This window comes from Sinorhizobium sp. P24N7, assembly GCF_042436655.1.
GTDB lineage: Bacteria > Pseudomonadota > Alphaproteobacteria > Rhizobiales > Rhizobiaceae > Sinorhizobium > Sinorhizobium meliloti_A.
The window spans coordinates 146,424-160,046 of the sequence record NZ_JBHMIW010000002.1; the positions used below are offsets into that span (position 1 = coordinate 146,424).

Sequence of the window (13,623 nt, forward strand, 5' to 3'; positions counted from 1 at the left end):
TATTGTCCTAGATTCACCAGGCGTTCTGGAAAGGCTTAAAGGACTTGCGCGGCGGCCGATATTGAGGAACGGACAGCCTGTAGCGATATCCTGACAGCGCCAACTGGTTTGTGAGTTTTTCTGGTTCAGCCTCGTTGAGCTTGTGACGGCTGCGAAACGCTGTGCTTTTTTGACGAACCTCGTTGCCTTGCCAAAAACCCTCAGGCTCGCGACCAAGATCGAGCGCTACATCGTGCACCCTTCGCCGAAGGAGGATCCGTCTTTCGCAAAATCCACATTTCCGTCCATAGCCGGATCCCTAGCCTGCGTGTTTGACATGGTCAGCGCTTAGCAAAGGACCTGCCCTTTTGGCATACTGTTTTGGGGGAAGGCCCATGACCCGGCGGAACATGGTGGTGAAGGCGCCGATATTGCCGTAGCCCGCCTCGAGCGCGACAGATGTCACCGGCTGCCCCGCTGAAAGACGGGGCAAGCTTGAAAACACTATCGCCTGTTGGCGCCATTTCAGAAAGCTTACGCCAGTCTCTCGGCGGAAAAAACGCGTGAAGGCTCTGCGGCTCATCCCGAGCTTCCCGGCCCAATCATCAATATGATCGTTAGGCGTTGGAGCTTCCAAGAAGCCGCGGCATAGGTTTGCGAGCCTCACATCTGAGGGCAACGAGAGCACGAGATGTTTTTCTTCCAAATTCGTGATCTCTTCGAGCAGGAGTTCTTGCACTAGACAAGACCTTGGGTTTGCGACGGCAGCTTCCTTCAGCTTGACGGCTTCCAGCAAGAGGCTACGGCCAAGATCCGTCACTTCAAAAACAAAGGGCTCTTGCCGCCCAACGCCTTCTGTCGGATTCAAATAGACGGAAACCATCATTACGTCGCTGAGGACGATGTGAGAATGTGGCAGCCCGGCAGGCACAACGAGGCCATGACCGGGCGGCGTCATAAAGCGCCCGCCGTCTGTTTCAACCAGGACCACACCGGCAAAAACGCAAATAAGCTGGACACGGGCGTGAAGATGGCGCGTGACCACGTGCGCCGACGGGTAATGATGCCATCGGAACATGACACGCGGGTCGCCAAGAGCCTCATCGCCATCATCGAGCATTTCGAGTGTCGTGTTCGACGCTGATATCGTGCGATCATAGTCCATCATGACACCCTTTGATTGCGCCGTGCTTGGCTCCAACGGGTGCGAATAGGAAACGCAGTCGGTAGGATAATTTGTTCTGTCCTCTCCACGGCTTCGGGCCACGTGGCTGCGCAGTAGGCGCCCCGCCCCGCCTGCGACAATGTAGAGGCGGGCGCGTTGCGTCTCTCGTGGTGAAGTGCGGGCCAGAATATCAGCCGATTCAGCGAGGTAATATCTGCAGGCGGCCAATATTTATTGATGACGCGACAGCGCCACGGCCGGACTCGCGATCGGCGCTTCCCGTCCATGCCGTCAGAGCGGATGTTTCTCCAACTGGATCGCACGACGATTTATCGATATAATCTGCGTCTATGTTGCCCTCTCGTCAAAACGACTCCGATCCTGATTTCGCCTCCGCTCCTGTTGTGGGCCAGGTCGAAAGCTGGTCATCAAGTGAGGGATCTTTCCACAATCACCGGCGCCACCAACTGATTTACGCGATAAAAGGTGTGATTCACGTATCGACACAAGCTAGCAGATGGGTGCTTCCTCCCACACGGGCATTGTGGATATGCGCAAATACAGACCACAAATTGAGCGTGGCGAGAGCAGCCGAAATCCGCGTTCTTTACATCGACCCGGATGCTGTTTGTGCACCGACCTCATCGTCGTGTGTTGTTGTGGAGGTGACGCCGCTTGTACGCGAGCTGATCTCATCGTGCGCGGGTCTGTCGTGGAACTATCAGTCAGGTTCGAAGGAAGCTCGGCTTTGCGAGGTTTTGCTTGACCAGATCGCGACGCTCGACCGCTCGCCTGTCGATCTGCCTGTCCCCAGTGATCCACGGGGTTTGCGCATAGTGGAGATCCTCAAGCGCGATCCCTCGAGTCGCGAACCACTCGCCTCATTGGCTGCACGAGTGGGGGCGAGTTCAAGAACCGTCGAACGCATTTTCGTGCGGGAAACCCATCTTGCGTTTGGTGCCTGGCGTCAACGTCTCCGCTTGCTGGCGGCACTTGAACTTCTGGCTTACGGAGAAGCTGTGACCAATGTCGCCTTGGATGTCGGTTACGAGTCCGCCTCCAGTTTTGTAGCAGCGTTCCGCGAAACGTTCGGAACAACACCCGCCCGGTTCTTCAAGTGAGCCGCCCCGGTTTATGTGAGCACAAGCTACTAACGTCCCACCCGAGTGCCGGCTCGATCGGTGCAGCAACGTCCAAAGACTTTATCTGCAGCAGGATGACCCTCTGTGCAGATGGTCATCAGGTCTGCCATGCGCCAACGGGTGCGCAAGAGTTTTACGGCAGCTGTTGCGCAGGTGGGGGCGGAAACTGTGACTGAGTGGCGGCACAGCGACACAAGGGCGAGCACAAGCGACGTGAATTCGTGGCCGAGTGGAAGCCGGCAAAGGTCAGTTTAATATCGCGTCCTGGGCTACTCAGCGAGAAGGAAGGGGCGCGACGCACGTCGTCATGACGCTGCTTGAGCGTGAGTTGAGGCCCTGACGGAAGACATGCGCTTTGAAAGGCTTTAGCGAGGTATTCAGAACAGACATCGAAGCTCCTGGGTGTGTGACGGAAGCTGAAATGCAACGCGAGACGCGCGCTTGGCTAGGAGTGTGATTGCTGGCGATCCGCGGTAATAACGACGTGCTCCGAGAGTTCCATTTCGATGGAACGCGTTATCCGCGTGCGAAAAGGGCTGGGCTTCCCCCGGTGTGCACGAAAACCACATCACTGCCTGCCGGGATCGTCTCCCCGAGGGATGCGATCAAACCCGCGAAGACCTTTCCCGTATATGTCGGGTCCAAAAAAACCCCTTCAGCTCCTGCTACCTTGCGGATTGCAGCATTCCCTTCTTCGCTGGCGATCCCGTATTCCGGCCCGATATGCTGATAGTTGAGCAACAGATCTTCCGCATCCCAGCGCCGATCGACACCGGCAAGTCGGGCGGTGTCGTTCGTCAATGACGCCGCGCATTCGCGCGAAGCAAAGGCCGCTGTTGTAATAACGATACCGAGAACTTGCGTGTTGGGCAGATATCGCGCGCATCCTGCGACGAGGCCGGCATACGTGCCGCCCGAGCCCATTGCGACCACGATATAATCCGGATGTCTCTGCCGGCGCGCATCGAACTGCTCGCGCATCTCTTTGGCGCAATCGACGTAACCAAGAGCTCCCAAGGGGCTCGACCCGCCAATCGGGATGACATAGGCGCGCTCGCCTGAGGCTTCCAGCTCTGCCTTGCGCTCCAGCATAAGGTCCACGACCATGGCGTTGAAGTCGTCACGATCGTGAAATTCCAACTCCGCGCCCAAAAGTCGATCGAGAAGCAGGTTTCCCGAGGGGTTGGAGGGCAGCTGCCCGCGAAGCAGGGCTAAAGGCCGCATGCCATGTTTTCTGGCGACAGCCGCGGTTTGCCGGACATGGTTCGATTGCGCGGCGCCCGCCGTGATCAGCGTCGTTGCCTTTTCCGCTTTGGCTTCGGCAAGAAGATATTGCAGCTTCCTGATCTTGTTTCCGCCGCCGCCCAGGCCGGAAAGATCATCCCGCTTCGCGCTGAGCGAAATGCCGAGTTCACGCCCAAGGTTTTCCCAGTTGTCGATCGGGGTTGGGAAGAAGCCAAGTGGGACCAAATCAACTTGATCTGTCATCGCGCTAACCTCTAAGGGGATGCGTTTTCATTACAAGGCCGCCGCGGCGCAGGATCCCTTACAAACATGATCCGCTTCACCTGGAATGACGGCGATAGCCTCGATTTCAACTTGAGCGCCCATCGGCAACGCCGCCACCTGATAGGTCGCGCGTGCCGGACAGGGCTTTGAGAAGGCCGCAGCATAAATCTCGTTCAACTGCTTGAACTTCGAAAGATCGGTCACGAGCACGGTCGTCTTCAGGACATTGGACATCTTTGCCCCCGCCGCAGTCACAATCGCTTCGATATTTGCCAGCACCTGGCGCATCTGCGCTTCCGCGTCGCTCGCCATGGTCCCTGTCACGGGGTCAAGAGGCAGTTGGCCTGAAACGAAAAGCAGATTTCCATGGCGTCTCGCCTGGCTATAGGGACCGACAGCTGCGGGCGCGTTAGGGGTCGAGATTTCCATGGCTTCCTCACAAGAGTTGGAGATGGGCGTCTTACGCAATGCATCACGGCATATCGAATTCGAACGGATCGCGTGTCGGCACTTGTTCGCGCCGACATATCGTTGAGTGATAGCTAACAGGGGGGGAATGCCGCGATCATCTTTCGTGGCTGGACAATGCTTCCGCCATTCGCTCGAGTCCTTGAGCAAGAACAGACCTTGGCGTGCCGATATTCAGGCGGATATGTCCTTCACCGCCGGGCCCATAGTCTTCACCATAGTTGAGGACGAGGCCGTGCCTTGTTTCAAACAAGTCGAGCATTTCCTGGTGCGACATGCCGTAATCCGACAGGTCAAGCCACATGAAGTAGGTGGATTCCGTCGGGCGCGCGCGAATACGCGGAAGTCTTTCCTTGAAGAAAGCCTCGGCGAAGGCATAGTTTCCGGCAACATACCTCATGAGATCGCCCAGCCACCCATCGCAATCCCGGTATGCCACCTCGGTCGCGGCGTGGCCGAATAGAGAACCGCCGTAGCCGGAGGTATCGCGCTTCAACCCCTCGAGATACTCATGCATGAGCCGAGGATTGGCGGCAATGACTTGAGAGTGCTTCAGTCCGGTCAAATTAAACATCTTGCTGGCGGAAAGCAGGCTCACCGAATTCATGAGAGCCTCTGATGAAACGCTCGCGAAAGGAGTAAAGTGAGCGCCTTCGTGCAGCAGGCCGCAATAGACCTCGTCGGAAACGACAACGACGTTGTGCTGCTGGCAAAATTCCGCAAGCCGCGCCAATTCTTCTCGCGACCATACCCGGCCGACAGGGTTGTGAGGGTTGCAAAGCAAGAGCAGTCTTGTGCGGCTGCTTACGCAGCGGGACAGCTGATCGAAGTCGAATTCATAACGGCCATTGCGTAGCATCAGAGGGTTTGCAACCGGCACGCGACCGGCGGCGGCCACTATATTCCTGAACTGGAAGTGGACCGGCGGCTGGTAGATGATCTCGTCGCCCTCGACACTCAGGCGATCGATCAAGGGTCGCATGGAGGGGTAGATGCCAACATTGTGGGCGATCCACTCGCGCCTGATCTCCCACCCGAAATGCCTCTTGTAGAAGCCGCTCAGCGCGTCGTAGTAGCTGTTTGGCTTGTAGGGGTACCCGAAATGGCCAAGCCGCGCGGTGCGCTCAAGAGCCGCTGCAATTGGCTTGGGCGACCGGAAGTCCATATCTGCTGTACCGAAGCCGAGCAGGGATTTGTTCCCGGTACGATCAATTTCCATTTCCCATTTGACGGTGCTCAGGGTCGAGCGGTCGAGGACTTCGTCAAAGTTGGTCGTTTCCGCGGCGGCGTCGGCCGGCGCCCGGTGCAAATCGTGCATAATATTCTCCGATTATCTGTCTGGTCGTTCCAGCGCGGCTAAAGGACTTTGGCCAGGAACTCGCGTGTGCGGGGTGACTTGGGGTTGGCGATCATCTCGCGCGGATCGCCTTGTTCCATGACGGTTCCCCCGTCCATGAAGATCAACTGGTCCGCGACTTCACGGGCGAATCCGATTTCATGCGTGACCACGACCATCGTCATCCCGTCACGGGCCAGGTCCTTCATGACTGAGAGGACCTCGCCGACCAATTCGGGATCGAGCGCCGAGGTCGGCTCATCGAACAGCAACACTTTCGGGCGCATCGCCAAGGCTCGCGCGATCGCAACTCGCTGCTGCTGGCCGCCGGACAGTTGTCTTGGATAGGCGGAAGCCTTTTCGGCCAGCCCTACTCGGCGCAAAAGCTCCAAAGCGTGTTGCCGCGCTTCGACGCGCTTCTCACCGCGGACGCGGACCGGAGCTTCCATGAGGTTTTCAAGCACGGTCATATGCGGGAACAGATTGAAATGCTGGAAGACCATGCCGATTTCGGCACGCCGTGCACAAATCTGCGACGCCCTCAGTTCATGGAGCCTGTCGTCTTTCAAGCGGTACCCAACGAAGTCCCCATCGACCAGCAGCAGTCCGCTGTTGATCTCCTCGAGATGATTGATGCACCTGAGAAATGTGCTCTTACCAGAGCCGGACGGTCCGATAATGCAGGCGACCGATCCGTTCGGCACCGAGACATTCACGCCCTTCAGTACTTCATAGCTACCGTAGGATTTCCTGACATCTGACGCGTGTATCATGACGGAGGAAGAGACACCGAACCGTTCGAAGTGATTGGTCTTCATTGTGCGGCTCTCCATTTTTCACGCATAGTGAGGATCAAACCAAGCCGTGATAGGCCAACCGGAGCGGAGTCGTGTCCGGCTTCATCTCTTGAGTAGTAACGTTCCAGGTAGCCTTGACCGACGGTCATTATGGAGACGACAACGAGGTACCAGAAAGTGGCGACGAGCAAGAGAGGGATGGTTTCGAACGTCCGGGCATAAATCGCCTGCGCCGAGTACAAAAGGTCGCCGACGGCAATGATACTGACGAGGGACGTCGTTTTGAGCAGATTGATCGTCTCGTTTCCGGTCGGAGGAATGATGACGCGCATCGCTTGAGGGATAACAATCCGTCGCAGCAACAGAGACGGTTTCATCCCAAGACACAGAGCCGCTTCGGTTTGGCCACGGCTCACTGATTTCAATCCGTTTCGGATGATCTCCGCCATATAGCCCGCTTCATGGAGGGACAGCGCAACGACCGCCGCAACCAACGGCGTCATTATCGTGTTCGTGGGAATCGAAAAGATCGTACCAAGGCCCGGCAACCAAAGCGTGATGTCTTTGAAGATGAGCGACAGGTTGTACCAAAGGATAAGCTGGACGAGCGCTGGTGTGCCCCGGAACCACCAGATGAACCCTGCGGCCGGGAGTGACAGCATTCTGCTCGGCGAAAGCATCATCAAGGCGACGATCATGCCAATGACGCTGGCAAAAAACATGATGGCCAGGGTCAATCCGACAGTTATCCATAGCCCTTGCAAGATAATCGGGTTCAGGATGTAGGAGGCTACGACGGGCCACTGAAGGTTGGGATTGCTGACGACTGCCTGCATCAGCAGAAGCATAAGAATTGCGACCAAACCAGCAGCCGTCCAGCGCCAGGGATGACGGAGAGGCACCACCTTGAACTGCGTCGTGTGCTTTGCAGCGACGCTATCGTCTTTGAGGGGGAGAACGTTCAAGTCCTCGATTCCTTCTTAGAGTGATATGATGACTTTTCGCAAATCGAGTTGCGGCCGAATTACCTGTTCTCCCCGCTCTGCCAGATCGGCAGAGCGGGGAGATGGAGGTCAATCTTTGAGCTGGGATACATCCGTGTAGACGATCGGCTTTGCGATCGCGGCCGAAGACATGCCGTATTTGTCGAGGATGGCCTTGTAGGTGCCGTCGTCAATCAATTTTTGGATCGTGGCAGCAAGCATGGTGGCGGTTTCGGCGTCGCCCTTCTTGATGATGTGGCCGATAGGTTTCTTGTGAAAGACCTCGCCCGTCAGAACGAGTTTTCCCTTGCTGACCTGCGAGTAGTATCCGGCTGACGTAGAGTCATCCAGATAAGCGTCAGCCCGTCCGGTGATGACGGCCTGAACAGTGTCCTGCTGCGACGGATATATATCCTTCTTGAATTCCTGAAGGCCGGCGGTTTTGCACTCCTGGTTCAGCTGATCCGCAGAAAAGTCGGCTGCCGTGCCGGACTGAACCGCGACCGTGCCACCACACAGTGCCGTGCGCTTCGCGTATTTGTCTTTGTTTTCGGGGAGGGTCGAAGCGATGGTGCCGTCCTCCATCCACGCGACGAAATCCGCTTGCTTGAGACGTTCTTCAGTTACCGATGCATTGAGCCAGGCGATCTTGATCCGGTCAGCACTCAAAGACGGAATGAGAGACGTAAATGGGACCTGGTCGATGGTCAGCTCGACGCCAAGTGTTTTGGCAGCTGCCTGAGCCAATTCGACGCTGAGACCGACCTGCTTGCCGCTCTCGTCGATGTAAGAGAAGGGAGCATAAATGGTGGTCGCGATTGGCAATTTGCCGCTGTCCTTCACATAGGCCGGAAGCGGAACCTCGTCTGCGAGCGAAGCAGTTGCGCTAGCCATCAGCACCGCTGTCGAAAGCATTACAGATTTAATGGCAGTCATTTTATGTTCCCTTGTTGCGTTTGTCTTCATCGCCCTGGTTTCGACGCACGTCGGCCATCAGAGATGCAAGTGTGACTTGCCTCTCTGTCCGAACAGTGCGCGAGAACAGGCTTTGTAGGGTGCATCCTCTCTACACCCGCGAAAGGACCATACCGTCTGGTCCCTTGGGCGGCGAATGAATATTCGGCATGGTAATATGAGCCACATTCATTATTATACCGGGCCAAAACGTAAAACGAGGCTCGGATGAGAAGCGATTTCAGTCTTAATCAAATTGACCTGAACCTACTGAAAGTTTTTGATCTTCTCATGCAGGAACGCAGTGTCACTCGCGCCGCAGAGCGGGCTGGTCGAACACAATCGGCGATCAGTCATTCGCTGAATAGGTTGCGCGAGATCTTTGGAGACGAGCTGTTCGTCAAGCATGCCGGGTCAATGAACCCGACTGCTCAGGCCAGAGAATTGGCAGCCGTAATCACGCAAGCGCTGTCCGATATTCAGGGAGTGGTATCCCAACACGTCAATTTCAAACCGAGTGAAAGCCAACGCCAATTTCGAATCGGTGTCACAGACTATACCAGTGCCCTGTATATTCCTGCGCTCCTAGAGGAGTTCAACGCCAAAGCACCTCACGCTCGACTTCGCATCGTGCCGGTATATCTCTATGAGGCTTCCGAATTGCTGAGCGATCCGGATCTCGATTGCGTGTTACTCGGCAATCCTATCATTCGGGAGGCGCATGTGGTCGAAACTATTCTCGCACGACATCAAATGCTCTGCGCCGCCTGGGTAGCGAATCCGGTCATAAAGGATCTGACACTAGAGAAATATCTTGCGATGCCTCATTTGCAAATATCTCCGGATGGCGATGAATCCGGCGTAAGCGATGGGGCACTGAAGGCAATGGGATTGTCACGCCGCGTTGCCGCGACTGTGCCGTACTACATGGTTGCTCCGAAAGTGCTTAAGGGTACACAAATGATTGCAGCATTCGCCGATGGCATGCTGTCACTTTTGGATGAAAGCAGCGAAATAGTGGTCACGCGTCCGCCCTTTGCTCTCCCTGACGTTCGAGTTTCTTTGATTTACGTCCGAGCGAAGCAGACAGACGCAGGGCACATTTGGTTGAGAAGTTGTATTCGCTCGATTGTGGCGGGTTGTGAGGAAAAAAAGAAGGCGTCCCTTCACCAAATCATTGGCCATGGGTAACCTCCAATCGCTCTTGGAGCCAACTCTTCCCAATGACCCAATGCGTGACAAGGTGGGCTCACGAAAAAATGCCCGATATCGCGGATACGGGGCGAAGAGAGGCGACGTTAGCCTCTGGGGAACAGTTAAATGTTTCAAAAGCTGTAGGCGATCAACAAATCCTTGGCATCGATCTGGTCGCCGGCCCTGACCAACACCTCGGCGATCACGCCGTCCTTTTCGGCGTGCAAAGCCGTCTCCATCTTCATCGCCTCGATGGAGAGCAGCACGTCGCCGGCCTTGACCGGCTGGCCGGGGTGAACCGCCACCGTCGAGATGACGCCCGGCATCGGCGCGCCGAGATGGGCGGCGTTGCCGGCTTCCGCCTTGCGCCGGATCGCGGCGGAGGCGCCGCGGTTCCTGTCCGGAACCTTGATCGAGCGCGGCTGGCCGTTCATTTCAAAGAACATCTTGACCATGCCCTTCTCGTCGATCTCACCCTGCGCCTGGTTGAGGATGACGAGCGTCTTGCCCTTCTCGATGTCAGCGAAGAGCTCCTCGCCCGGCGCCATGCCGTAGAAATAGGCCGGCGTCGGCAGCACGCTGACCGGCCCGTACGTCTCCGCGGCCAGCGCATAGTCGGTGAAGACCTTCGGATACATCAGATACGAGGCAAATTCGAAGTCGGTGACCTCGCGGCCGAGCTTCTCCTCGATGGACTTGCGCTCCGCGTCGAGATCGGCAGGCGGCAGCATCGAGCCCGGCACGGCCGCATAAGGCTCCTCGCCCTTCAGCGCCTTCTTCTGCAGAGCTTCCGGCCAGCCGCCCGGCGGTTGGCCGAGATCGCCCTTGAGCATCGAGATGACCGAATCCGGGAAGGCGATGTCCTTCGCCGGGTTCTCGACATCGGCAACGGTCAGGTCCTGGGAAACCATCATCAGCGCCATGTCGCCGACGACCTTCGACGACGGCGTCACCTTGACGATGTCGCCGAACATCTGGTTGGCGTCGGCATAGGCCTGCGCCACCTCGTGCCAGCGGGTCTCGAGCCCGAGCGAGCGGGCCTGCTCCTTCAAGTTGGTGAACTGCCCACCCGGCATTTCGTGCAGGTAGACTTCAGAGGCCGGTCCCTTGAGGTCGCTTTCGAAGGCGGCATACTGGTGGCGCACCGCCTCCCAGTAGAAGGAGATGCGGCGGATCCATTCCGGATTAAGGCCGGGATCGCGCTCGGAGCCGGAAAGCGCCTCGACAATCGAGCCGAGGCAGGGCTGCGAGGTGTTGCCGGAAAGCGCATCCATCGCCGCGTCAACGATGTCGACGCCAGATTCGATCGCGGCAAGCACGGTCGCGGCGGCGATGCCCGACGTGTCGTGCGTGTGGAAATGGATCGGGAGGTCGGTCGCTTCCTTCAACGCCTTGAACAGCACGCGGGCGGCTGCCGGCTTCAGAAGGCCCGCCATGTCCTTGACGGCAATGATGTGGGCGCCGGCCTTCTCCAGTTCGGCGGCAAGCGCCGTGTAGTACTTGAGATCGTACTTCGGCCGGGCGGAATTCAGGATGTCGCCGGTATAGCAGATCGCCGCCTCGCAGATCTTGTTCTCCGCGGCGACCGCGTCCATTGCGACGCGCATGTTCTCCACCCAGTTCAGGCAGTCGAAGACGCGGAAGACGTCGATGCCGCCCTTCGCCGCCTGGGCGACGAAGTATTTGACGACGTTGTCGGGATAGTTCTTGTAGCCGACGCCGTTGGCGCCGCGCAGAAGCATCTGCAGGAGCAGGTTCGGCGCACCTTCGCGCACCATCGCGAGCCGCTCCCACGGATCCTCGGTGAGGAAGCGCATCGATACGTCGAAGGTCGCGCCGCCCCAGCATTCGAGCGAGAAGAGGTTGGGCAGCGCCCGGGCATAGGTGCCGGCGATGCGGGCGATGTCGTAGGTGCGCATGCGCGTGGCGAGCAGCGACTGATGGCCGTCGCGCATCGTCGTGTCGGTCAGTAGCACCTGAGGCTGCGCCTTGACCCATTCGGCAAACTTCTTCGGCCCGAGCTGATCGAGCCGCTGCTTGGTGCCTGGCTGCACGTCGCCGCCGATGAACGGCACCACGGGAGCGGCGATGTCATCATTGGGCTTCGGCCGGCCCTTGGCCTCCGGATGGCCGTTGACCGTGACGTCGGCAAGATAGGTCAAGAGCTTGGTGGCGCGGTCCTGACGCTTCACCTGCTGGAACAGCTCCGGCGTCGTGTCGATGAAGCGGGTGGTGTAGCTGTTGTCGTGGAAGCTCGGATGGCTGATGATCGCTTCCAGGAAGGTGAGGTTGGTCGCCACGCCGCGGATGCGGAATTCGCGGAGCGCCCGGATCATGCGGTGGATCGCCTCGTCCGGGTTCGGCGCCCAGGCCGTCACCTTTTCCAAGAGCGGATCGTAGTAGCGGGTGATCACCGCCCCGGAATAGGCCGTGCCGCCGTCGAGACGGATACCGAAGCCGGTGGCGCCGCGGTAGGCGGTGATGCGGCCGTAGTCCGGAATGAAGTTCTGCTCGGGGTCTTCGGTCGTGATGCGGCACTGCAGCGCATGGCCGTTCAGCCGGATGTTCTCCTGCGAGGGCACGCCCGATTCCGGCGAGCCGATGGCATAGCCGTCGAGGATGTGGATCTGGGCTTTCACGATGTCGATGCCGGTGACGACCTCGGTCACCGTGTGCTCGACCTGGATGCGCGGATTGACCTCGATGAAGTAGAATTTTCCGGAGTCGGCATCCATCAGATACTCGACGGTGCCGGCGCCGATATAGTTGGTCGCCTCGGCGATCCGCTTCGAATAGGCGGCAAGCTCCTCGCGCTGGGCTGCGGTGAGATACGGTGCCGGTGCGCGCTCGACGACCTTCTGGTTGCGGCGCTGGATCGAGCAGTCGCGCTCGAAGAGATGCACGACGTTGCCGTGGGTATCGCCAAGGATCTGGCTTTCGACATGGCGGGCGCGCTCGACCAGCTTTTCCAGATAGACCTCGTCCTTGCCGAAGGCGGCCTTCGCCTCGCGCTTGGCCTCGGTCACCTCGCGGATCAGGTCCTTGGGCTCACGGATCGCCCGCATGCCGCGGCCGCCGCCGCCCCAGGACGCCTTCAGCATCACCGGATAGCCGATCTCTTGCGCCAGCCGCTTGATCTCCTCCGGATCGTCGGGCAACGGATCGGTCGCCGGCACGACCGGTACGCCGATCGAAATCGCCAGGTTGCGCGCCGCCACCTTGTTGCCGAGCTGGCGCATCGTCTCCGGCTTCGGGCCGATGAAGGTGATGCCGTTGGCGGCGCAGGCTTCCGCAAATTCCGGGCTTTCGGAGAGCAGGCCGTAGCCCGGATGAATGGCGTCGGCGCCGGAAAGCTTGGCGACGCGGATCACCTCGTCGATCGACAGATAGCTCTCGATCGGCCCGAGATCGCGGGCAAGGTGCGGGCCGCGCCCGACCTGATAGCTCTCGTCCGCCTTGAAGCGGTGCAGCGCCAGCTTGTCCTCCTCAGCCCATATCGCGACCGTTTTAAGTCCCAGCTCGTTGGCCGCGCGGAACACACGGATGGCAATTTCAGAGCGGTTGGCAACGAGTATCTTGGAAATGGGCATCGCAACTCTTCTTCACAAACGAGGTGGCCGAGAGCAGGCCCCGGCCTGCATGGCTGAGCCTGCTCTCTTCGATAATCGGATGAAGGTATTCGCGCTTAGAGCGCCGCGATCGTTTGAACCTCTACGAGGAACGGTTCCTTCACCAGCCGGTCGACCATCAACAAAGTGTTCGGCGGATATTTCCCGTCCGGGAACATCTTGGGAAATTCACGCAGGCGGAACTCCATGAACTTCGGGATGTCCTGCGAGTGGACCAAATAGGTCGTGAACTGCACGACATTGCTCCAGGATGCCCCGGCAGATTCCAGTGCGGCTTCGACGTTTTTGAAAACCTGCGCGGTCTGGGTGTCAAAGTCACCTTCACCGATGACGTTTCCCGCGGCGTCACCGGAAAGCATTCCGGCGATGAACAGAAACTCGTTCGCCTTTACACGGGTGACATGTGTGTACTGACCCATGGGCGGGCCAAGCTTCTCCGGATTGTAAATATTGATATCGGCCATTCT

The 13,623-nt window shown here is 58.3% G+C and carries 11 protein-coding genes; 2 read left to right on the forward strand and 9 right to left on the reverse strand.

From position 1 onward, the window contains the following. Positions 1 to 298 precede the first annotated feature (298 nt). Positions 299 to 1,144 (reverse strand): AraC family transcriptional regulator, encoded by an 846-nt coding sequence (locus ACFHWW_RS03540; RefSeq protein ID WP_379937336.1) that lies wholly within the window; start codon positions 1,142 to 1,144, stop codon positions 299 to 301. Between the two features lie 350 nt (positions 1,145 to 1,494). Between ACFHWW_RS03540 and ACFHWW_RS03545 the strand changes: the two genes are divergently transcribed. After that, positions 1,495 to 2,265 carry a helix-turn-helix domain-containing protein gene (locus tag ACFHWW_RS03545; protein WP_346283799.1) on the forward strand — a complete coding sequence of 257 codons (771 nt, stop codon included), beginning with the start codon at positions 1,495 to 1,497 and terminating at the stop codon, positions 2,263 to 2,265. A gap of 537 nt (positions 2,266 to 2,802) precedes the next feature. Here the strand turns inward: ACFHWW_RS03545 and ACFHWW_RS03550 are convergent. The 6 genes from ACFHWW_RS03550 to ACFHWW_RS03575 form a co-directional block, all read right to left on the reverse strand. Further along, positions 2,803 to 3,774: a 1-aminocyclopropane-1-carboxylate deaminase/D-cysteine desulfhydrase gene (locus tag ACFHWW_RS03550; RefSeq protein ID WP_283067879.1), complete on the reverse strand. Its 972-nt coding sequence runs from the start codon at positions 3,772 to 3,774 to the stop codon at positions 2,803 to 2,805. A 30-nt stretch (positions 3,775 to 3,804) separates the two neighbouring features. After that, positions 3,805 to 4,224 (reverse strand): RidA family protein, encoded by a 420-nt coding sequence (locus ACFHWW_RS03555; RefSeq protein WP_283068032.1) that lies wholly within the window; start codon positions 4,222 to 4,224, stop codon positions 3,805 to 3,807. Between the two features lie 136 nt (positions 4,225 to 4,360). Then, positions 4,361 to 5,581 (reverse strand): MalY/PatB family protein, encoded by a 1,221-nt coding sequence (locus ACFHWW_RS03560; protein WP_283067877.1) that lies wholly within the window; start codon positions 5,579 to 5,581, stop codon positions 4,361 to 4,363. A 38-nt stretch (positions 5,582 to 5,619) separates the two neighbouring features. Next, complete coding sequence (locus tag ACFHWW_RS03565) at positions 5,620 to 6,417, reverse strand: amino acid ABC transporter ATP-binding protein (protein WP_283067875.1); 798 nt, start codon at positions 6,415 to 6,417, stop codon at positions 5,620 to 5,622. Further along, complete coding sequence (locus tag ACFHWW_RS03570; RefSeq protein WP_283067873.1) at positions 6,414 to 7,361, reverse strand: amino acid ABC transporter permease; 948 nt, start codon at positions 7,359 to 7,361, stop codon at positions 6,414 to 6,416. Before ACFHWW_RS03570 ends, ACFHWW_RS03565 begins: the two co-directional genes overlap by 4 nt. 108 nt (positions 7,362 to 7,469) lie before the next feature. Next, positions 7,470 to 8,315, reverse strand: coding sequence for an ABC transporter substrate-binding protein (locus ACFHWW_RS03575; protein WP_283067872.1), 846 nt, complete (start codon positions 8,313 to 8,315; stop codon positions 7,470 to 7,472). Positions 8,316 to 8,561: 246 nt separating this feature from the next. Between ACFHWW_RS03575 and ACFHWW_RS03580 the strand changes: the two genes are divergently transcribed. After that, positions 8,562 to 9,524, forward strand: coding sequence for a LysR family transcriptional regulator (locus ACFHWW_RS03580; protein ID WP_283067870.1), 963 nt, complete (start codon positions 8,562 to 8,564; stop codon positions 9,522 to 9,524). Positions 9,525 to 9,658: 134 nt separating this feature from the next. Here ACFHWW_RS03580 and pyc read toward each other — a convergent pair whose 3' ends face one another. Both pyc and ACFHWW_RS03590 read right to left on the reverse strand, forming a co-directional pair. Then, positions 9,659 to 13,117 carry a pyruvate carboxylase gene (gene pyc, locus ACFHWW_RS03585; protein WP_283067868.1) on the reverse strand — a complete coding sequence of 1,153 codons (3,459 nt, stop codon included), beginning with the start codon at positions 13,115 to 13,117 and terminating at the stop codon, positions 9,659 to 9,661. A 95-nt stretch (positions 13,118 to 13,212) separates the two neighbouring features. Beyond that, the gene (locus ACFHWW_RS03590) at positions 13,213 to 13,620 is read right to left on the reverse strand and encodes a RidA family protein (protein WP_379937337.1); all 408 of its coding nucleotides are present in this window, start codon (positions 13,618 to 13,620) and stop codon (positions 13,213 to 13,215) included. Positions 13,621 to 13,623: the final 3 nt, after the last annotated feature.

What these genes read in the sequence shown, in the direction of transcription:
- ACFHWW_RS03550 (WP_283067879.1), bottom strand. Translation starts at nt 3,774, where the DNA reads ATGACAGATCAAGTTGATTTGGTCCCACTTGGCTTCTTCCCAACCCCG.
- ACFHWW_RS03575 (WP_283067872.1), bottom strand. Translation starts at nt 8,315, where the DNA reads ATGACTGCCATTAAATCTGTAATGCTTTCGACAGCGGTGCTGATGGCT.
- ACFHWW_RS03590 (WP_379937337.1), bottom strand. Translation starts at nt 13,620, where the DNA reads ATGGCCGATATCAATATTTACAATCCGGAGAAGCTTGGCCCGCCCATG.
- ACFHWW_RS03580 (WP_283067870.1), top strand. Translation starts at nt 8,562, where the DNA reads ATGAGAAGCGATTTCAGTCTTAATCAAATTGACCTGAACCTACTGAAA.
- ACFHWW_RS03555 (WP_283068032.1), bottom strand. Translation starts at nt 4,224, where the DNA reads ATGGAAATCTCGACCCCTAACGCGCCCGCAGCTGTCGGTCCCTATAGC.
- ACFHWW_RS03565 (WP_283067875.1), bottom strand. Translation starts at nt 6,417, where the DNA reads ATGAAGACCAATCACTTCGAACGGTTCGGTGTCTCTTCCTCCGTCATG.
- ACFHWW_RS03560 (WP_283067877.1), bottom strand. Translation starts at nt 5,581, where the DNA reads ATGCACGATTTGCACCGGGCGCCGGCCGACGCCGCCGCGGAAACGACC.
- ACFHWW_RS03545 (WP_346283799.1), top strand. Translation starts at nt 1,495, where the DNA reads ATGTTGCCCTCTCGTCAAAACGACTCCGATCCTGATTTCGCCTCCGCT.
- ACFHWW_RS03540 (WP_379937336.1), bottom strand. Translation starts at nt 1,144, where the DNA reads ATGGACTATGATCGCACGATATCAGCGTCGAACACGACACTCGAAATG.
- pyc (WP_283067868.1), bottom strand. Translation starts at nt 13,117, where the DNA reads ATGCCCATTTCCAAGATACTCGTTGCCAACCGCTCTGAAATTGCCATC.